Annotated in this window: 17 protein-coding genes; 4 read left to right on the top strand and 13 right to left on the bottom strand. The window is 39.5% G+C overall.

From position 1 onward, the window contains the following. The first annotated feature begins 64 nt into the window (after window positions 1–64). From B3600_RS19020 to B3600_RS19030, 3 genes are read left to right on the top strand one after another with little or no spacing between them, the layout of a single operon-like run. Complete coding sequence (locus B3600_RS19020; protein WP_286754031.1) at window positions 65–586, top strand: hypothetical protein; 522 nt, start codon at window positions 65–67, stop codon at window positions 584–586. Window positions 587–606: 20 nt separating this feature from the next. Beyond that, window positions 607–1,410, top strand: a complete 804-nt coding sequence (locus tag B3600_RS19025) for an Fn3-like domain-containing protein (RefSeq protein WP_286754032.1) — start codon at window positions 607–609, stop codon at window positions 1,408–1,410. Further along, window positions 1,385–2,809: a hypothetical protein gene (locus B3600_RS19030; RefSeq protein WP_286754033.1), complete on the top strand. Its 1,425-nt coding sequence runs from the start codon at window positions 1,385–1,387 to the stop codon at window positions 2,807–2,809. Before B3600_RS19025 ends, B3600_RS19030 begins: the two co-directional genes overlap by 26 nt. On the opposite strand, the gene B3600_RS19035 is transcribed toward B3600_RS19030, so the two are convergent. Continuing rightward, the gene (locus B3600_RS19035) at window positions 2,806–5,640 is read right to left on the bottom strand and encodes an MSCRAMM family protein (RefSeq protein WP_286754034.1); all 2,835 of its coding nucleotides are present in this window, start codon (window positions 5,638–5,640) and stop codon (window positions 2,806–2,808) included. The two genes, B3600_RS19030 and B3600_RS19035, sit on opposite strands and share 4 nt — an antisense overlap. 85 nt (window positions 5,641–5,725) lie before the next feature. After that, entirely contained in the window at window positions 5,726–6,337 is a 612-nt protein-coding gene (locus B3600_RS19040) for a LuxR C-terminal-related transcriptional regulator (RefSeq protein ID WP_286754035.1), read from the bottom strand. A 409-nt stretch (window positions 6,338–6,746) separates the two neighbouring features. Here B3600_RS19040 and B3600_RS19045 point away from each other — a divergent pair, with 409 nt between their 5' ends. After that, window positions 6,747–8,645: a tetratricopeptide repeat-containing sensor histidine kinase gene (locus tag B3600_RS19045; protein WP_286754036.1), complete on the top strand. Its 1,899-nt coding sequence runs from the start codon at window positions 6,747–6,749 to the stop codon at window positions 8,643–8,645. Between the two features lie 83 nt (window positions 8,646–8,728). On the opposite strand, the gene B3600_RS19050 is transcribed toward B3600_RS19045, so the two are convergent. The 11 genes from B3600_RS19050 to B3600_RS19100 form a co-directional block, all read right to left on the bottom strand. Next, on the bottom strand, window positions 8,729–9,562 hold the full coding sequence (locus B3600_RS19050) for a glycosyltransferase (RefSeq protein WP_286754037.1): 834 nt from the start codon (window positions 9,560–9,562) through the stop codon (window positions 8,729–8,731). After that, window positions 9,559–10,431 (bottom strand): glycosyltransferase family 2 protein, encoded by an 873-nt coding sequence (locus tag B3600_RS19055; RefSeq protein ID WP_286754038.1) that lies wholly within the window; start codon window positions 10,429–10,431, stop codon window positions 9,559–9,561. The genes B3600_RS19050 and B3600_RS19055 overlap by 4 nt, the downstream gene beginning before the upstream one ends. 143 nt (window positions 10,432–10,574) lie before the next feature. Then, window positions 10,575–11,762 carry a hypothetical protein gene (locus B3600_RS19060; RefSeq protein ID WP_286754039.1) on the bottom strand — a complete coding sequence of 396 codons (1,188 nt, stop codon included), beginning with the start codon at window positions 11,760–11,762 and terminating at the stop codon, window positions 10,575–10,577. A gap of 1 nt (window position 11,763) precedes the next feature. Then, window positions 11,764–12,639: a glycosyltransferase family 2 protein gene (locus B3600_RS19065; RefSeq protein WP_286754040.1), complete on the bottom strand. Its 876-nt coding sequence runs from the start codon at window positions 12,637–12,639 to the stop codon at window positions 11,764–11,766. A 2-nt stretch (window positions 12,640–12,641) separates the two neighbouring features. Continuing rightward, window positions 12,642–13,697 (bottom strand): hypothetical protein, encoded by a 1,056-nt coding sequence (locus B3600_RS19070; protein WP_286754041.1) that lies wholly within the window; start codon window positions 13,695–13,697, stop codon window positions 12,642–12,644. Window positions 13,698–13,861: 164 nt separating this feature from the next. Continuing rightward, window positions 13,862–14,935: a lipopolysaccharide biosynthesis protein gene (locus B3600_RS19075; protein WP_286754042.1), complete on the bottom strand. Its 1,074-nt coding sequence runs from the start codon at window positions 14,933–14,935 to the stop codon at window positions 13,862–13,864. Window positions 14,936–14,974: 39 nt separating this feature from the next. Beyond that, the gene (rfbA, locus tag B3600_RS19080) at window positions 14,975–15,835 is read right to left on the bottom strand and encodes a glucose-1-phosphate thymidylyltransferase RfbA (RefSeq protein WP_286754043.1); all 861 of its coding nucleotides are present in this window, start codon (window positions 15,833–15,835) and stop codon (window positions 14,975–14,977) included. Window positions 15,836–15,895: 60 nt separating this feature from the next. Further along, window positions 15,896–16,753, bottom strand: a complete 858-nt coding sequence (gene rfbD, locus B3600_RS19085; protein WP_286754044.1) for a dTDP-4-dehydrorhamnose reductase — start codon at window positions 16,751–16,753, stop codon at window positions 15,896–15,898. A gap of 3 nt (window positions 16,754–16,756) precedes the next feature. Further along, the gene (gene rfbC, locus B3600_RS19090; protein ID WP_286754045.1) at window positions 16,757–17,314 is read right to left on the bottom strand and encodes a dTDP-4-dehydrorhamnose 3,5-epimerase; all 558 of its coding nucleotides are present in this window, start codon (window positions 17,312–17,314) and stop codon (window positions 16,757–16,759) included. 2 nt (window positions 17,315–17,316) lie between these two features. Further along, entirely contained in the window at window positions 17,317–18,372 is a 1,056-nt protein-coding gene (rfbB, locus tag B3600_RS19095) for a dTDP-glucose 4,6-dehydratase (RefSeq protein ID WP_286754046.1), read from the bottom strand. A gap of 200 nt (window positions 18,373–18,572) precedes the next feature. Then, window positions 18,573–20,573: a polysaccharide biosynthesis protein gene (locus B3600_RS19100; RefSeq protein WP_286754047.1), complete on the bottom strand. Its 2,001-nt coding sequence runs from the start codon at window positions 20,571–20,573 to the stop codon at window positions 18,573–18,575. Window positions 20,574–20,599 lie beyond the last annotated feature (26 nt).

A 20,599-nucleotide genomic window follows, 5' to 3' on the forward strand; every position in this document is an offset into this window, starting at 1 on the left:
ATTGTATTTAGCACCGTTGCTAAGTAACTTTACTAGAGTTTAATCCCATAAAATAGAGGAAATTATGAAAAAGAACCTATTTATACCCCTCATTGCACTTGCAGCCCTATGTTTTGGAAATCAAGCCAAAGCCCAAGTGACGGCGACCTCCCAACCTGTCACAGTCAATATCAACTTGACAGATGCCATTTCGATTACATTGGGTGCAACCCCGACAGTTAATTTTACATATACCACTGCGGCAGATTATACCGCATCAAAAACTGTTGAAAAAGCGGGCCATTTTACTGTAGTGAGTAATAAACCGTATAATCTTACTGTCGCTGCCACGGCTGCATTTACGCCTGCTGGAGGACCTGCGCTAAATATTGTAACAGTTAATGTACCGTCAGGGAGCGCAAATGGAGGTAGTCCTGTGGCAAATGTACCGTTAAGTACAACAGCGGCATCGCTGGTGACCAATTCAACAGCTTCTACAGGGGCAAGTTATACCGTAGATTATACCATAGCCAATCCAGCATCGCTTTTGAATCTTGGCGCATCGGCCTATAGTACAACAGTCACTTATACAGCGACACAACTCTAACTAGAAAGATAATTTTATCCGTGCGATATTATTTAACACTATTCGTCCTTTATATTTGTAATACCCTGGTCTATGGACAGGGTATTTCAATATCTCCATCCCGCATTTTTTTTACCGGCGAGCCAGGACAGACCGTTTCTCAGGTCATTACGTTTAGCAACACCTCGAACGCGGAGCTCAATTTTGTCGCCAATCTGAAAGATTGGGATCGCGATTCGATTGGGGTCAAAAAATATTATTCTCCAGGGCAAAAACAGCAATCCAATGCGGCATGGCTTACGCTCTCAGAAAACACGGTGCGCCTGGCTCCGGGAGAGACCAAATCGGTGAATCTTTCTATGACGATCCCCAAAGATCCAGCTCCGAACCAGCTAAGCAACACGATGCTTTTTTTCACACAAGTTAAAGAACAAAAAGCAGCTGTTCAACATGGCCTTAGTATGAACGTGCTTATTGAGGTAGGCATTCAGGTTTATCATACTCCTTCCGGATTAAATCCTGGAGATCTGGAATTCCTTGCTTTTGAGGATAGGCATATTATTCCAAGTCAGACGGGGCAATCTGTGCGCCGGATGGATGTACATGTTAAAAATACAGGACAGATTAATAAGGATGCTTATGTACGTTTTGAGCTAACCAATACAGAAACGGGAGAGGAAATCCCTATTAAGGCCGTCGCTATCGCGATGCTCCCGAGCTCGGATCAATGGGTGCAAATCGACCTTCCGGAGAAACTTGCTGCAGGGCGCTATCTTGCCGTCGCCATATTAGATGCGGGCAGCCAATATGATTTAAAAATTGCAGAAAAAGAAATTACATATTAAGCGCAATGTTGCGGTTTGTTTCCTGGGCTTCTTTAGCTTCTCTGGGCATCATATTCATGCACAAACGACGTCCATCACCTTACCGCAAGCCAATATACAGGCGAGAACCGACTATAATACGGCTATTAACGCGGGCAACTATACAAGTGTAATCACCTTACTTCCTTCTTTTTCAGTAAAATCAACTGCAGCGACTTTTACCAGCACAACCAGTGGAAGTTTTCCGGCCAGTTTAGTGCATATGAAACTTTCGAGTATTGGCAGTCTTGTATTACTTGGGTTGGGCACAAATAATGAAGTCGCCCTATCAACTGGTGGCGGTGTACTCTATGCGGCTGTAGCTAGTGTCGCTTCGGGCGCGGTAACCGCCAATGCACGCATTGCTACAGCGAGCCAGACTTGGACTGCAGGGGTATTTACAAATGATGTCAGCTTTTACACGCAAGGAGTATTGGCGGGGTCTATCTCTCCAGCAAGCTTCACGCTATCCATCACCATCCCCGGATTTATCAGTCCCCCAAACAGTATAGGAACAACGAATATAGCTGTAAACGATCTTAGTTTTTACCGTTCTGCCAATGGAATCAGCGCCAATCAGATTATACCCGTATCAAGCACATTACCTTACGTCCCAAGTATCCGAACAAGCAGCGCTCAGTTTAGTTTTAGTACTGGCCTTCCCTACAATACATTGCCTGTTTCACCTGTCTCCACAGTGAGCGCCACACTAACTGGAGTCGGCACAGCAACCTCGGCCATTTTGTCGACCAGTGATCAAACATTGACAAGCGCTGCAGGAATAGCTGTCCCTACCAACAACAGCAGTTCGATCACACATACATACACAATTAGCGCCGCATCCTTAAAAAGCAATTTTATACAGGCCGGCACCTACACTGTCCCTCTCACTTATACCTGGAACAAGTCGTCCTCGGCCACCTATCCTACAACACCGGTACAGGCGCAGGCCAGTGGGAATTTAACTATTGTGGTCAGCGACCTCGGAGAAATCGTCGCAAATCAGCAAACCGTTAACCTTCCTTTTACGACGACCAGTAATTATGTTAACGGAGTCAGTACAAATATGCCCAGCCATTTAAAACTGAGTAAGACAACGCCCTACAACGTATATGTTCGTGCCACTACTTCCAGTTTTACCTCTGGGGTCAATAGTATTCCACTTAGTGTTTTGCGTATCGGTCCAATGACTGGCCAAACTGGAGTAAACACAGTTACCCTGTCCACAACGGCCCAGCAGCTCATCCAAAATGCCGATCCCGTCATCGATCGCACACTCAATATGCAGTACAGCATTCCCGCTTCGCAGACCAGCAATCTGCTGGGTAAACCGGCAGGTACTTATACCGCGAATATCATCTATAGCTTTGTAGCTCCTTAAAATCTTGTAATGCCAACTTTGCGCCGTTGATCCCGATAACGCAAGGATGGAAGCTCATTCAGTCCCTCGGCTTTCACTTCTGCTTCGCAATTCGAATTTTCAATAACAAAAGGCATCCCTTCCGAATCAACCGTCAACTTATAAAAGCCTACAGGCAAATAGAAAATATATGCGCCGTCCTCGTTGGTCAATGTATTGTATTTCTTTCCCCAACGGTCAATGGCGGTGATGCGGATACCACTCAGATCAGGCTTAGACTCCAGGTATTTAGTGGCAATTAACTGTATTTTGCCCCTGGCAGATTTAGTTTTGATAAGGGGTATATCCACAGACTTGTTCTTGGTTAGCACAACGGTCGACGGTCCCTGCGAAATCCAGCCTTGATTGTTCTCCGCTTGAATTGAAAAAGAACCCGCTTCCATTTCAACAAATTTAACACGTCCCTTCGCATCTGTGATGGCAGCTTCTTTTCCGATTCGAATCAACACAGATTCTACAAGCGGCTCATCATCATCCCGGATTCCATTGTTGTTCTTATCGTCAAAACAAGTCAACGTTAAGCTATAGCCTTTATCACTACCTGTCCGTCCAAAACTCTTTTCTATCCCCACTCTGATCTGCCTGTTGTTAAACGAATAGCGATCTAGCGGCTGCGGTTGTGGCGGATTTATTGGATCTGTCATAAACAGTAATTTCCCTCTGATAAACGTATAAAAAATATCTGCAGTGAGACTCCAGTTGTCTTTCATTCGCCAACGCGCATTTCCATTGATGGACAAATTATTACTCCGCGAAAAGCCATAATAACTGTACATGGTCGCAACCTGTACCTGCAAATTATGACCGAATGCCTCAAAGTGTGTATTAGGTCCTAGCGAATACATGCTATAGTTCGAATTGGTATAGGTAGCCAAAAGATCACTCAAATAATAAGGATTGATCTGAACAAATGCATTAAAGCCAACCAGTGCATGGTCATAGTTACCCGATACCCGCAGGGAGTGAAAAGGAGCTATCGGCTTTTCTGCGGTATTTCTGTAGGTATAACCATAGTCGGTCTGAAGTGAGAAACGATGGGTTTGCGTAAAAAAATTGAGATCGACAACGGTTCTTACTGAACTCGACTTCCAGTTTACGGCATTACTTCCCAGTCCTAACCAGCTGTGATAATCAGCACCTTGCTTCATCCAATAAGGCCGCAGATCAATATTCAGTCGCCCAAGCGCCGTACGGTAACCGAGCTCATAAATTTCAATACGATTACTATTGTTAAAAAAGTAATTCCGATCGCCAATTTGATACTTGGGCCGATTATCCATAAAGCTTATTCTGGCCGAGAGACTTTTGATGTCATCCAATGGAATAACAATACGTGAATCCGACTGCAGCAGCCCTCGCCTAAGCCCTACATAATAAGGTGAGCTATAATAATTGGAACTTGAAATCTGGAACTGCTCAAAAATCCCATTATAATTTATGCCAGCAGCTAACCCCACCTTTTGACCACCAATATCGACCTTTTCAATGTTTGCACCTGCTTCCCAGGTAAGACTTTGATTCTCCGACCAGTCTTTGTATCCTTTTCCACTGAGCAAATCACTTCGGACATTGCGGTAATTGTCTTTACTGTGTAAATATGCCAGGCTACTTTCCTGGTTTTTCTCTGATTTAAACGCATACTTTAGTCCCAGCACGCCGCCGCCGGGGGAAAACGTATTCAGCTGATTCCATAGGAAATAATTATTTTGCACAGCATATACACTAATGGATCGGGACTTATCAAATTTATAACTTGCCCGCACACCTCGGCCGTTTAAATATTGATCTAGGTTTTCGTAAATATTACCAGCCTTCAGCCCCCATCTTTCAGTTTGATAATCGAGGTAACTATCGTACATCGTAAAAGCATGCTGGTCTTGAAAATAATCCATATTCATGCGATAGCTCAACGAAGTTCCCTTATTCAATTTAAGATTTCCATAGCCCTGAAGTTGATAAACATGGATATCCTGCCCCATACTCAGATAACGTAAGGCAGCCATATTGCTGTAGGGCTGATTCTGTAAGTTCATATCGGATCCAAAACGTTTCACACTCCCGACGGTCATAATGCGGACCCGATTGGCGGCCAGTTGCTTGCCGCCAGCCCCGATCGCCACCATCGACAGGTCGACATCTGTGGCCACTTTCTTGGCTCGCATATGGGCTGTAAATCGCAAAACAGATTGTCCCCCTGCCGCCAAGGTGGTTGGTAAAGTTTCCCCGATGATTTCAAGTTCAGAAGGAACATTTGCAAACTGAAGCTGAAATGTCAGTGGTACCAATCCCGTATTGACAGTACGCACCAGAAACTGTGCCTGCCCTGTAGATTGATCTATAAAATACTCCGGTTGTTCAGATTGAATCAATAGCGCTGCCTGAACATCCATTTTTGTATAAAAAATTTGCGGGGGCTGTATATTGACAGCAGCCTCTTTCGAACGCAGCCCAATACTAAATTTTTGTATTGCATCCGAGATCGTCCGCCGATCGGTCATATATTTCAAGGGAAAGCTTTTCGTTTCATGTGCCTTCAGCTGTATTAATGGTGGCAGTTTGATCAATCCCTGCAATGCCTTGGTATCGTTGGACTCAGGGCTTAGTTCAATTGTTCGATCCGTGCAGTTAACAATAATTAATTTGTTTGAGAATGTCTGTGATGGCGTGATCCGAACGGAATCGTATTCGAAATGATAGGCAATATCGTATCGTTGCTGACTTTTCGCTAGGGATAAGAAAAGCGCAGTATAGCAGAAAAGAAACACAAAAATTAAAAGGCTTCTTATTGGCATCGCATATCATTCAAGTATCCATAAAAATCAGGCTAAATTTAAAGAGATCGAAATTTAGGCAGTCACATATTCATGTAACGAATTATTAAGCGGTCAATTGGGCGATCAGTTCACCTTTACTATTGATCTGAAACTTTCTATAAATTCGCTTGATATAAATACGGACGGTATCCAAGGAAATCGCATATTTTTGGGCAATCATTTTATAACTAAGCCCCTCAATAATGCCATTAGCAATCTGCAACTCCCTTGCAGTCAGTAGATTTTCGGATTGCTTGGCGCTGAACGCCTGCTCAATCAAAGCACGATTGACAGAAGGACTAATGAAAGAACCATTTCCCAAGGTCATTGTTATCGCGTTTTTTAACGATTGCAGACATGTCTTCTTCAGCATATAGCCCACAGCGCCTTGTCTAAAGCAACTACGCACCACCTTTACATCGCAATTATTGGTCAGCACTAATATTTCGGCACGTGGAAACAGGCTCTTAACCCGTTCAACAATTAAGCTATCTTGATGATCAATATCGATAATCATCACATCAGGGATTTGGTTGCGACGGGAAGAAGCAAGTGTATCCTGATCAAACAGTACATGAATCGGTATTGTTGATCCAGATTTATCGTTTTTGGATATGTTTTCCTTTGTTTGTATCCGCTCTTTCTCATCTATGTCAATTATTCCAACTGTAATCATGATATTTCACATTTTATTAAATTGAAAACTATAAGCTTAACTAATTCTCACGCTATATTCATCCCAGTCTGATCAACCTATTGTAGTAAAGACAAACCTATTCTTAAAATTGTTTCTAAAGAAAAAAAATAATCAACAAAAAATTTAAACAAAGTGAAATTAATCACGTTAGAAATGAATTTCACAATAATTTATATACAAACCAATAAATAGGCTAAAAACGATTTATATAAATATAATTTTTATTATTTAGAAATACACATTTCTTCGATAGAAAATTAAATGTTACAACATCATCACTCATGACCACCCATAGAAGCTGCGATCCTTTTATGAACAGAAACTTAATTATATTTGAGAAAAAATACCGATGCGCCATCTATCTTTCCTATTTATTGTAATCCTAATTGTGATTTGTAACTTTCAGGCACAGGCCCAAAACAGTGGTTGGGACAAGTTGGATAAGCAGCTATCGGAGGCAAGTAACGATTCGACCCGGATATTGGCTTATTACAAAGTAGCGTCTGAAATCTACCGCAGCAATCCCAAGGAGGCGCAAGAGATCGTTTCCAGAGGATTAGGGCTCGCTACCAACAAAAGATTTGAGGCGCTGCAAATTGATTTATTAAATTTACAGGGAGTTATATACCTGAAGCTAAATAACTTCGATGAAAGTGTAAAAACCCATTTTAACGTACTCAAAAAGCGGGAAGAACGTAACGATAAGAAAGGGGTGATGCTTTCTTACCTTAACATAGGAAATGTATTTAATAAGAGTTATGATCCCGATCAAGCTTTAAAATACTACCAACGCGCACTAGACCTTGCAAAGGAACTGCGCGACACGAGGAATCGTGCCAATATATCGACCAATATTGGGAATATATATGCCCAAAACGCATTAAACGGAGAGAAGAAAGCGGATGTCGCGCATGCCATCGATTATTTAGTAAAAACGGTTGAGTTCTGTAAAGTCAATGCGCCGGATGTTGATCTTTTCAACACCTACATTTTATTGAGCTATCTCTATCTCAAGGCAGATAAACTCGAATGGAGCACCTATTATACCGATCTAGCGATAGACATCACCTCCAAGAAAAAAGATCCTGTTGGCGAAAGTTATGCGCGTATCAACCGGGCTAATATCTATGTTAAAGAAAAGCGCTTTGATCTTGCCGCAAAAGAAGTCGCTCTCATCAAGGGCATCATTGCCAAAAGCGGCTTTACCAATCTAACAGAAGATCTACAGGGAGATTTCGATAAAATAGCAAAAGCGATCAAAGATCAAAACCAACACGTCATTCTCAGCGACCAGGATAGCTTGGATCGCAAGTTTCATGAGGATGCTGCGACGCTTCGTGTGCGGATCAGGGAAGAACTTCGCGAAAAATATGAAAGTGAGAAAAAGGAGCTTGAAAACAAAAACCTACTCTTAAAAAACGCGCATGTAGAACGAGAAGCCCATTGGATAAAGTTGATCGGATTATTAACCTTTTTTGTGCTCCTGATATTTCTGGTTATGGTTCTTTTACTCGTCAAAAAGAATAGCTTATTACGTGAAGAAAAACGGAAGGTAGATCAGCAAGCCGCTGAGATCAGGCATCAACATGGAGAGCTCATCCAGGCAGATCGATTTCGGTCGAGCATCTTTTCCGTTGTATCACATGATCTACGTAGCCCGATGGCGACTTTTCAAACCTTACTCGCAGTATCGAAAATCGCGGATTTGCCAGCCAATGAAATCAAAGAAATGCTGCTTGGTATTGGTTATCAGGTAGAGGTTGCGGCAAAGATGTTGGACGATCTTTTGATTTGGTCCTCGCAGCAGATGGCCGATGAGAAGCTCGACATCCAACCGGTATATCCATTGCAGGTTGTCGAAGAATGTCAGCAGTTGTTTGCGGATAGAATTCATTTAAAGAAATTAAATGTCCTGATCGATATTCCTTCCGAGCTGACCATCCAGACAGATTTAAAACGGTTTGAGTTTATCGTCCGGAATATCATTAGCAATGCCATCAAATTCAGTCTCAGCGGGAAATCTGTTCTTATTGGTCAGCAGGAAAGCTCCGAAGGCATTATTATTTCTATTCGAGACGAAGGTTTGGGCATGGACGAAACTACCATCCGATCACTGCAGGATAAGGGATTTCAAAAGAGTTTCGAAGGAACTTTTCATGAGAAAGGCACTGGAATCGGACTTCTATTATGTCATGAATTTGCGAAGCGAATCAATTGTACAATTTCCATCGAAAGCACGATTGGCTTTGGAAGCACATTCTATATTCAAATACAAAAAAATGGATAGCTTTGCTATCCATTTTTTTGTATTTATCAATTATGCTAAATTATGGCTTTTGGTTGCCAAAAGAGATAAATGAAAAACCCGATCTATTTATCTCGTAAAAAAAGATTATATATTCTTAAAACCACCGGCGGGGGCAACAATCGAATTGGCAACCTTAAAAAAGCATACTTAAATGTTTGAAATTTGCTAAAAGCATGAATCTCCCGAGCATGTTTAAGAAATCTAATTTCTTTTTTTACATAATGAACGCCACTTCTCCTACGAATAGTTTCCAAACCATCACCTACTCTAAAATCTAAGAGCACCTCTTGTATATTATAAAATCTTGCACCTGTTTTCCACAATCGTAAAAACAACGAGTAATCTTCAAAAAGCAAAAAATCGTTATTATAATTGCCAGCTTTTAATAGTGCATCTTTTCTAACGATAATCGACGGATGGTTGAAAGGACTTCTCATAGAAATTCTCTTTATCAACTCTTGATGACTTTCTGGATTTTTCTTAAATCTCTTAAGATCCCCAGGCTCATTATTAAATTCCTCAATATTGCAACCGATAACATCAATCTCTTGATATTTTGTCAGATAATTCATTTGTTTTCTGAACCTATCAGGTCTAGAAATATCATCCGAATCCATACGCGCAATAAAATTACCGTGACAATTTAAAGCACCCAAACGAAGTGCCTCCCCAAGCCCCTGATTAACCTCTAAGGAAATTATTCTAAATAAATTGGGATATTTTTTGTCAAAAGAATCAATAATGTCATCCAATTCAGGCGTTAATGGACCATCTTTCATCAAAACAACCTCTAGCGGCATAAGAGTCTGATTAACAATACTATCCAAAGCTCTATGCAAGTTTTCGGGGAGTTCCCTATAATATACTGAAATCAGTACCGAAATTTCTTCACTCATCTTCTAACTTTAAATCCCGCAATAATTCCTTTCGTGATGTTACGTAAGTTTGTCAACCGAGGTTTCACAACCATTCCGTAAAAAAACAATTTTACAAAATATTTCACACCATTGTTGACTTTCCAATACAATGGAACATACGATCTTTTAAACAAGACAATATAGTTTCTATATTGATAAAACAAACGAAAAGAAGAAGTAACTGCTACATTAATTCCTAAAAATTTGCGGTCCCCCTCCCCAAGCATATGAAGCATAACTGTGTTTGTTGATATAAAAGAACGATATCCTTTTACCTTGGCTCTCCAACACCATTCATGATCCACGCCGTCAATAAAAAGAGACTCATCCATATAACCTACAACTTTAAAGATAGCAATCGGGAATAAACTCCCCGAACTAATAATCTGTTTCTGAATTTCCAACGTTGGGTTGTTTGCATAAAGAGTATCCTTCTTTATTCGAGGCTTGTAAGCCTTTTTTGTTTGATTATTAATTGCCTGAGGTCCTATTACGGCCACCTTCTCGCCTTCCTGACACAAATAGTCCAGATCAGAAATCAAGGTGGAAACCATTGTTTCGTTTGGAACGCTATCCTGGTCAAAAAGAATAATATGTGAGCTTCCCAAAGCCTCAGCACGTTTTATTCCAATATTCTGAGCTCCCGCAATTCCACCTTTATTATTATTATAGATATACTCAAAAGTTTTTTCCGCTTGATCCGAAAAAAAATGCGAACCAATTTCGACAGGAGAATTATCTATTAAAATTAAACTATCTACCTGATTAGCAATCAACCTTAAATTAATACCGACACTTTCCTTCTCTGGATTATATAATATTACGACTCCACAAATACTTCTATTCATAAAACATTTTAAAGATTAATAGCCCTACTCCTCAAAAACGGGTTAATAAAAACCAAGTTAGGATATTAACTCTGTCTTTACAAAGATAAGTATTATCTTACAAACCCACTCCAATTAAACAATTCTCTGTAGCTAATTAATACTCAGTGAACTGACGTTCCTGCCAGTATATTTTTTTCTCGCCATACATAAATAGAATTCAAAACAATAATGACCAAAAACTGGTTAGTATCAAGTAAATAGGGATTAGAAAAAGCATATATCAGATACAGGATATAAATCAAAACAATATAGCCCTGGCTTGACCATCTCTTGAAAACGATCATTATATTATAGAAAAAGTATGGTAGGGAAAAGAGGAGTCCAAGTTGATTGAAAACATAAATTGACTGCAATTCAAAATAAACTTCGCCTCTATAGTCACGATAAGCCGTAACTTCATTCATTGTATTGCCAAGACCGCCACCTAACAACATCGTTCCCAAATCCTTACCCCAATCTTGAAGGAGCACATTTATTTGATCTCCCCGAGTAGCTAAAGACTCATCGCTTTTCATTTCTAATGTCTCCAACACATAATCAACGATAAATGGAGATGAAAAAACCAAAACCATAACAACAGCTAGCACGCAAAGCAAATATTTATTAACATTCGTAAAATTGTTCCAATTCAAAAAACGAAATAACAGATAGGCGAAGGCAATACATATAAACGTGAAATTTCCTGAAAGAAATACACCTAGCAATAGAATAGCAACAATTAATTTTGTTCGCTTAAATAATGGAAACTCACTTGCTATAAAGAAAGAAAACAATATTAATGCGTTTCCTTTTAATTGTATTTTATAGAGGTAACCAGTATAGGAATAGACATCTCCCCATCCCTTTTCTAAAAAGAAAGCTCTTAGCGGTAAATACCCTTCAAATCCTAAAAAAAGGCTGACAACCAAAAAGACCCCCAATAGCACAAATACTTGGATGACATGTAATATAACGAATGCTCTAACCGCGTTTATATTCACCCTAATACCATAAGCGAAGGCAATAAAAACTAAAATTAAAAAAAATCGACTTGCATTTCCGATTGAATTGTGTTCAACAAAAATGCTATATAAAAAATTGATAGCAAGTGGTAAAAACACCAATACAGCAATCAATCTTAGATCTTTTACTGTATAGCTATTATTTGCCAGGGAAAATACAACTAGCATCACCACACAGACATTCATCAGCGGGGACAACAGCATTAATGGGAATTGTCTCGTTAGAATGAACGTACATAGTATGAATAATACATTAATTATCTTTGCATATTTTACCTCCTGCTCCATCCTATTTGCAAATAATTGAGGTTTTTATTTTTTTCAATATGTAGCTCTTTCTTTTTAAGCTAATTAACCGATCCAAAATTTCTCTTTGCTCTTTTGTCAGATTAACTTCGTATTGTGTACGAAATAAAATAGCCTGTTTGATATTTCGTTCTAAATAGTTTTTACTAAAAAGATTTCCAATTGTATTAAATATACGATTAACCAGAGACGGCTTTATTTTTGCGGTTACACTCTCCTCATGGGATCGATATCGAATCAATGGAACATCTACAACCAAACATAATCCAAATGATTTACCAATCATATATATCCAATGATCATGCATTAAGATTTCGCTAGGCATTTTTTCGATTAGAGACACCATACTTCTATTTAACAACATACTGCAGCCTACAGCCTCATTAAAAACTAATGATTTGCTGAAATCAGTTTTCAAGGGTTGCATATTGTGCGCCTTCCAAAATGTCCTATTGAGATCCTTACCATCACTTCCCATTAACTGAAGGTCCGATAATACAACAATTGGTTTGATTAACTGTTCACTATCCAGCATTTCAAAACTATCTAATTGGGTTTGTAGCTTATTGGATAGCCAAATGTCATCTTGATCACAAAGCGCGACAAAATCCCCTGTAGCATAACTAATCCCCCGTTTGAAAGTTTCAATAACACCTAAGTTTTCTGGATTTTTTAATAAAACAACCTCGATTTTCAAAAAATTATAACTGTTCAAGAGCTCCCAAGTATCATCTTTTGAGCAATCATCCACTATGATGATCTCATGCGGCATAACCGTTTGGCAAAGAATTGAATCCAGTTGAGCTGCCACATATTTCGCTCCATTATAAGTAGCCAACACAATTGATATTTTTTTCATGATCACGATAACATGATTTTTCTCAAATCGACCTGCTCATTTTCTTGAATAAGCTTCATCACAATTTGATGGTTTTGCATTGATTTTCGAGTTGATATTATGCCTAGATCATCATTATAATCTACAAACTCATATCCCATATCACAAAAATCACCGATCTCCTTAAGTTTGACAACAGGTGTAATCCCATAATATAAATATTCGATTATTTTAGTTGGACAGGAAGCTCTATTTAATGCGATGTCATCGCGTAATATTATGCCAAAATGAGCCATTTTATAGTAATCCTCCAACTCATAAGGATCAACCGTTTTAACAACAATATTACCTAATGGTATTTGGCTGACCTCCAGCAATTCATTGAATTTAGCCACTTCATTTGTCAATATGAAAAATTGAATCTTGTCGTTCGCTAGATAAGCTTTAATAATAGCTAAAATTAAATCAACATTTTGCCATTTTTGAAGATTTCCACAATATACAATATTAATTTGCTCACTTTTTTCTGCAAAATCTGGCACGTAACTTCCTTCCCGAATATGAGCGGGCAATATACTGTATCGTATATAGATGGGAGAGATATTTGGATATTTACGTTTATAAAATCTACTCATCGCATGTGTGACACAAATGACTGTATCCACGCGTTTAAAAAGAATTCTTTCCGTGAAATTATAACAAAAGGCCAAAGTCTTCTTTCCCTGAAAACTTGTCTCCTCAGGTACTAAACCATGTGCATCTAGAACTACATTACACTTTTTAGGTACTATCCAAAAGCCGAGAAAGATTCGTAAAAAATTTATAATTGAATGTATATACAAAACATTTGCCTGTTTTAGGAGATTTGATATCTCAAAAAAATGCAGAAAAATATTACAGTTATAAATTGAACAAAAATCTGATATAATAGATTTTTGTAAATGTCGATTTTGGAAAAAACTAACATTAAGATAAATTCTTTGGTCTTGTTCAAAGAATTTATCAACGGCATATACACGTTGTGCCATTCCTTCTTTGCGTTCATCATCACTCGGATATTTTGCAATAAATACAATCATATCTAATTCGTCTTTAAATAAATAATTCCCTTCTTAAAGGTTCCTCCATGTAACTATATCTCAACCTAAAAATGTTACATTAGAAACGAATAAGATTTTCAGCATATAGCAACCACAGCGGATAAAAGGGTGTTTTTGTTGAATTATAGGAGTAAGACAAATGCTTAGTCCTCCAAAATATCCTTGTATATCTTCCTTAGACTAAGAGAAAATAAGGCAATAAAAAAAGTAATAAAAATTCCTATCACAACTCCTTTAACTGCTGAGAATTTTTTCTTCAATAACGGCAGCGTCGGCTCATCAATAGGAAGAATTAGTGGAGCTTCTTTCAGTAGCGCCATTTTGGACAGTTCTAGATTCTGAACCAACTGAGATAAAATTGCCCTATTTGTTTCCGCTGAAAATTGAGACCGTTGCGTAGGAATAGCTCTTTGCGCCTGCCTCGTGGGATTTAAATTAGGCGTTGCATCTACTATTATAGCCGCTGATGCTATATTTCCATTCATTACCGCCCGAACAGAATCCGTTTTTCGTTGAAGAATCGCAATATTTTCAAGTGTTTTTTTAGTCTTGGTTTTTATATAAAAATCGTTGACTTCTTTCACTAATGCTTCATTAAATTCTTTTGCAAACACTTCATCCTCCGCAGTCACATCGACTTTTAAAATAGACAATTTCTTATCCAATTTTTCAACTTTGACATTATTTTTCGCCAAAGATTCGATAACCCGCTGCATAACACTATCTCGTATCCGTAATTCCTTTCCGAGGTAGTTTCGCTTAAAATCTAATTTAACAGTTTTAGAACGATCATCCTTTTTGCTATCCATTTCAAAATAATAGTCAATTAATAGCTTTGAGGAGTCGCTGACTGATTGTGTTAGTAGAGAAGCTTCCAGCATTTTCCGCGATTTGTAGAATTCCATTAGATTTTCTCCCTGAAAGATTCCTTCACTAGCACCTCCGAGATCTACCCCAATCATAGAAGCGACGCCAGCATACTGTGATAAACCACTACCAGAATTCGTTGATTCCAAAACAAATGTGGTGGTTGCCGTAAACGTGGGTAATTTTGACTTAGCATAGAAAAAGCCCAAAACTCCACCGAGAAGAACAGCTCCTAAAAAAACATACCATTTGGAAAAGAGATACGTTATCCAAGTCTTTATTTTAAATACTAGCATCTTTAACGAAACAGTCTCCTTCGACACCGCCTTAATTTGTTCTTCTTGTTGCATTGTTACTTAAATTTGCCCTATTTTCTTATAAATAAGAAATTACTTCACTAAACGATTTAAATACTCACCATATCCCGATTTGCTCAGTGGTGCTGCTATTTTTAGCAGTTGTTGCCGATCGATATACCCCATACGGTACGCAACCTCTTCTATAGCACCTATTTTCATTCCTTGCCGTTCCTCAATCACTTGGACAAATTGTGCAGCTTGCATTAACGATTGTATAGTTCCCGTATCTAACCAGGCCGTTCCGCGATCGAAAACGCCCACTTTTAATTTGCCTTGACGGAGGTATTCTTTATTAACATCGGTAATTTCCAATTCACCTCTTGCGGAAGGCTTTATACTTTTAGCAATTGCAACTACGTCGTTATCGTAAAAATAAACACCTGGAACTGCATAATTTGACTTGGGTTCTTCAGGCTTTTCCTCAATAGAAACAACATTTTTCTCCGCGTCAAATTCCACTACCCCATAACGCTCAGGATCTTGAACGGGATAGGCAAAAACAACACCTCCGTCGGGATCAGCACAAGACTGTAAAAGCTTCGATAATCCCGATCCATAGAAAATATTGTCTCCAAGAATAAGGGCCACCTTATCGTTACCAATAAATTCCTCGCCCAATAAGAAAGCTTGCGCCAATCCATCGGGGCTAGGTTGCTCCTTATACTCAAACCGACAGCCTAATTGTGTACCATCGCCTAATAATTTTCTAAAATTCGGAAGGTCCTGTGGCGTCGATATAATCAAAATCTCCCTTATCCCGGCCAGCATCAACGTCGACAGAGGATAATATATCATCGGCTTATCGTATACAGGCATCAATTGTTTGCTTACCGCCAGCGTAAGTGGATGTAGTCGTGTTCCTGAACCTCCTGCCAATATAATTCCTTTCATAGTCTGTATTTAGATTTGAAAATAAGGATGAAGAGCAAAGCAAATAATCCTTGATTTCATTTAATTTTTAAATTCTTCGTCCAGCATTTTAGCCAGACTTATTTCCCAATGGGGTACCTCAACTGCAAAAACAGCCTTGATCTTCGATTTATCAAGTAACGAGTACTTTGGCCTGCGAGCAGGTGTAGGGTATGCACTTGTCGGAATCGGCTTTACCTGACAATCGAACGAACGGAAATCACGTATCGCTACAGCAAAGTCGTACCAAGAAATTTCACCTTCGTTACTATAATGATAGATACCACCTTCCCATTCGGAGGAATCTACTATTTTTACTACTGCCGAGGCTAGATCCTTCGCATAGGTCGGGCTTCCAATTTGATCGTTAATGACACCTACTACATCACGCTCATCCATTAAACGACACATGGTTTTAACAAAATTTTTGCCGTAAGTGGAATATACCCAAGAGGTCCGTACGATAATTGCATCAGGGCACCATTTTTGGATTGCCTGTTCCCCGGCCAGTTTTGTTTGTCCATATACATTGATGGGGGCGGTTTCGGCAGTTTCTGTTAAAGCAGAAGCAGAAGACCCATCAAAAACATAATCTGTCGAAATAGCGATTAAGCGTGTACCATGCAGATGGCAGTATTGTGCGATCTCTTCGCAAGCTACGTGATTGACCAAATCAGCCGTTACCTGATCCTCCTCAGCCTTATCCACAGCCGTATAAGCTCCCGCGTGGATAATAAGGTCTGGCTCATACATTGCCAAAATTTGCTGTATGATGGGAATTTGATCCAATGGTAATTGTTTCCGATCCAAAAAATAACACTCCCTTTGGGTATTATCCTGCAAAAGATCTTTTAGCTCTGAGCCAAGTTGCCCCGAAGCTCCGGTGATAACAATGCGCATGCCCTATTGTATTAGTTTCAAACGTAACCCTTCAAAGGATTGTGCCTCCTGATCTTTTTGAGAGAGAATCATTCGTTCGCCAGGAATTTGCCAGTCTATCGAAAGTTCCGTATCCAATGGATTTACACCGTCTTCCGACTCTTTATGATAATTGTTATCACATTTATAGAAAAAGACCGCATGTTCGGACAATACAGAAAAGCCATGCAAAAAACCTCTAGGTACAAACAATTGTTTTTTATTTTCAGCCGTGAGTTCTACGCCAATATGTTGTCCAAATGTGGGCGATCCTGGACGCACATCGACAACGACATCCAATACTTTACCTTCCACAACACGGACCAATTTCGCCTGCGCATGTTCACCGCCCTGCAAGTGTAGACCTCGCACTACACCAAACTGTGATTTGGATTGATTGTCCTGCACAAAGTGTGGTGTATAACCGAGTATGGCGGTTAATTTCGTTTCATTAAATGATTCAAAAAAATAACCCCTTTCATCCTCAAAAACAGTCGGTTCAAGTATAAAACAGCCTTTCAATTTTGTTTCCGTATACGTCATTCTTATGCGTCTTTGTATTGGTTGTCGTAATATTTTTGATAATCACCAGAAGTCACGTGATCCAACCACTCCTGATTAGCTAAGAACCAGTCTATCGTCCGAGATAAACCTTCTTCGAAAGTTACCGAAGGTTTCCATCCCAATTCCTGATTAATCTTTGTGGCATCAATGGCGTAGCGCAAATCATGACCTGGTCTGTCTTTCACAAAGGTAATCAACTGTGCTGAGGTACCTGCAGCACGGCCCAGTTTCTCATCCATTTGTTTGCACAGCTCCTTGATCAGGTCTATATTTTGCCACTCATTAAATCCACCGACATTATAAGAATCTCCATTTTTCCCTTCATGAAAAACCAAATCGATCGCCTTAGCATGATCAATGACATATAGCCAATCGCGGGTATATTTTCCATCACCATAAACAGGAAGTGATTTATGATTCAAAATATTATGAATGCACAAGGGAATCAATTTCTCCGGGAAATGATTCGGGCCATAATTATTGGAGCAGTTCGTTAAAACAATAGGCAAGCCGTAGGTATCATGATAAGCCCGCACAAAATGATCTGAACTCGCTTTGGAAGCTGAATAGGGTGAATGCGGATCATACTTTGTTTCTTCCGTAAAAAAGCCCGTATCACCGAGCGCGCCAAATACTTCATCCGTTGACACATGATGAAAACGTTTTCCGTCCTGATTATCCTTCCAGATTTCTCGGGCCGCGTTCAATAAATTCACCGTTCCAATGACGTTTGTCATCACAAAAGCCATCGGATCGACAATAGAACGATCGACATGGGACTCCGCCGCCAAATGGATAATACCATCTGGATTATACTCTTGGAAAATAGCCGAGACAGCCTGCTGATCGATAATATCAGCCTTTACAAAGGTATAATTAGGCAGATGCTCTATATCTTTTAAATTTTCCAGATTACCCGCATAGGTCAAAGCATCCAAATTTATAATTTGATATTCAGGGTATTTCAACACAAACTCACGGACAACGTGTGAACCTATAAAGCCTGCTCCTCCAGTAATTAAAATTGTTTTATTCATATAATGATTCTCGAATGTTTAGACCATTGGTCTGCGAATGATGAGTTCACCAAATAGTTCGCTAAAATTAGGATGATTTTTGTTAATTGACAAGTTTTAATCCATGAGTAAATGGAATAAACAAAAAAAGCCTTCTATTCAGAGGGCTTTTCACTTCTTTATCGTGTTATTATCTAAAACTTACCTGTCTTATATCAGCTTTACAATACATTCTTTACCAACGAATATACTGGTACCTCCGCTGTTGATTCATGAATCAATTCGATCTCTTTCTCCTCCACGACGGTATCCAAAACTTCGTATTCCGAATTTTGGGATTTAAACTCCGGAACGACCTGCTTCATTCCGGCAACAAGCTCCATAAAATCTGGCAACTGTGTATCCGCATCCAGAATCTGTCGGCAGATTGCATTAATACGCTCTGCTTTAAGCGACAATTCATCGTGGTTTACTTTCGCGATCATGATTTTTGGATGGTGTGTCTTTACTGTATTCTCATTATTTGCCAACAATTCCTCATAAATTTTCTCGCCAGGACGCAGCCCAACAATTTTAATATCAATATCTTCTGGGTAACGATAACCTTTCAATTTGATCATGCGTTTTGCCAGATCAATAATTTTAACAGACTTACCCATATCAAACACAAAGATCTCTCCTCCCTTACCCATCACGCCAGCCTCTTGCACCAATTGACAAGCTTCGGGTATGGTCATAAAGAAACGCGTGATTTCAGGATGCGTCAGGGTAAGGGGGCCACCCTCTGCCATTTGCTTCTCAAAGAGTGGAATAACCGAACCGTTTGAACCCAATACATTTCCAAAACGTGTAATGATAAAACTGGTAGTTGATTTACCACTGCAGCTACTCACATAGATCTCAGCCATGCGTTTTGTTGCCCCCATGACATTCGTTGGATTAACAGCTTTATCCGTCGATACCATGACCATCTTTTTAGTGCCATATTGCATACAAAGATCAGCCACATTTTTGCTTCCCAATACATTGGTCTGAATAGACTCGTAGGGATTCGCCTCCATTAATGGCACATGTTTATAAGCCGCTGCATGAAAGACCAAATCGGGTTTGTATTGCGCAAATATCTTTTGCATAAAGGCATAATTACGCACATCACCTACCACGCAGTGCATCTGCTCAGGCTGCGTAGCCCTGATCGATTGTTGGATATCATATAGCGCCGACTCGGCTTGATCCAATAGAATCAAGGTTTTATAGCAACGTCTGGCGATCTGACGGGCCAATTCCGAACCGATGGATCCGGCTGCACCAGTCACCAAAATCACCTTCCCTTGCATCTCTTCTTCAATTTCCGGATGATCCAATTTGATCGGTTTACGTCCCAATAAATCTTCAATTTTTAACGGCCTGATCTCACGCTTGGCCCCAGAATTAAGTAAGATTCGTGCCGGAGGCATGATCTTCAATTCGAGTCCAATATTTTGGAACCAGTCTGATACATATTCCAAACGCTCGGGGTCATTATTTTCAACAGCAATGATGACCTGCGAAATCTGATTTTTTTCAACAAATTCTTTTGATATTTCGGTAATATCACGAATTTTCAATCCCGCAAGGCGCTTACCGATACGCGAAATCTTATCTTCGACAAAAGCGACAACCTGATATTTGATCCGTTGATCCTCTTTTAATAAGGAATACGAAACCAAGCCTGGACGTGAAGCGCCAAAAATCAGCACGTTCTCGCCTTTTCGCGCCGGTAAAAAGAGATACTCATAAATTGTACGATAAACGACGCGCGCGCCGACCATAATCACCAATAGAATACAGGCTTGCATGGTCAGGACCCCATAGGATAGGCGAAGGTAATCTCCGGCTATGGTCCCTTTATCAAAAACAGCTTTGATCAAAAGGGTCAATAACATGAGCGTAAGATAGGCTGAAGCTACTGTTTTAAATATTTTGATTGTATCACGAATTCCCGTTTGCCTAACAATACCTTTATAGGTGTTATAGCAGAGAAACGTGATAAAAAACACCGGCAATACCACAACAAGTTTCTTCAACATTAAAGCGACATCGAATACCCCTTTAAAGTTATTGACCACGTAGTTTGAAAACACATAACTTCCAAACACAAACCACATATCGATTAATAAAATAACCCATCGTGGATTGTCCTTACGAAGACGCCTTTTTATATCTCCCAGAGAACCCATCATAAATTTCCCTTTTTATTTTTATTTTT

It is taken from the genome of Sphingobacterium sp. UBA2480 (assembly GCF_002341965.1).
Taxonomy (GTDB): Bacteria; Bacteroidota; Bacteroidia; order Sphingobacteriales; family Sphingobacteriaceae; genus Sphingobacterium; species Sphingobacterium multivorum.

Bases quoted from the DNA above. Each gene is read 5' to 3' on its own strand.
- B3600_RS19020 (WP_286754031.1), top strand. From the start codon at position 65: ATGAAAAAGAACCTATTTATACCCCTCATTGCACTTGCAGCCCTATGT.
- B3600_RS19075 (WP_286754042.1), bottom strand. From the start codon at position 14,935: ATGCAACAAGAAGAACAAATTAAGGCGGTGTCGAAGGAGACTGTTTCG.
- rfbD (WP_286754044.1), bottom strand. From the start codon at position 16,753: ATGCGCATTGTTATCACCGGAGCTTCGGGGCAACTTGGCTCAGAGCTA.
- rfbC (WP_286754045.1), bottom strand. From the start codon at position 17,314: ATGACGTATACGGAAACAAAATTGAAAGGCTGTTTTATACTTGAACCG.
- rfbB (WP_286754046.1), bottom strand. From the start codon at position 18,372: ATGAATAAAACAATTTTAATTACTGGAGGAGCAGGCTTTATAGGTTCA.
- B3600_RS19100 (WP_286754047.1), bottom strand. From the start codon at position 20,573: ATGATGGGTTCTCTGGGAGATATAAAAAGGCGTCTTCGTAAGGACAAT.
- B3600_RS19050 (WP_286754037.1), bottom strand. From the start codon at position 9,562: ATGAGTGAAGAAATTTCGGTACTGATTTCAGTATATTATAGGGAACTC.
- B3600_RS19040 (WP_286754035.1), bottom strand. From the start codon at position 6,337: ATGATTACAGTTGGAATAATTGACATAGATGAGAAAGAGCGGATACAA.
- B3600_RS19035 (WP_286754034.1), bottom strand. From the start codon at position 5,640: ATGCCAATAAGAAGCCTTTTAATTTTTGTGTTTCTTTTCTGCTATACT.
- rfbA (WP_286754043.1), bottom strand. From the start codon at position 15,835: ATGAAAGGAATTATATTGGCAGGAGGTTCAGGAACACGACTACATCCA.
- B3600_RS19065 (WP_286754040.1), bottom strand. From the start codon at position 12,639: ATGAAAAAAATATCAATTGTGTTGGCTACTTATAATGGAGCGAAATAT.
- B3600_RS19070 (WP_286754041.1), bottom strand. From the start codon at position 13,697: ATGATTGTATTTATTGCAAAATATCCGAGTGATGATGAACGCAAAGAA.
- B3600_RS19055 (WP_286754038.1), bottom strand. From the start codon at position 10,431: ATGAATAGAAGTATTTGTGGAGTCGTAATATTATATAATCCAGAGAAG.
- B3600_RS19060 (WP_286754039.1), bottom strand. From the start codon at position 11,762: ATGGAGCAGGAGGTAAAATATGCAAAGATAATTAATGTATTATTCATA.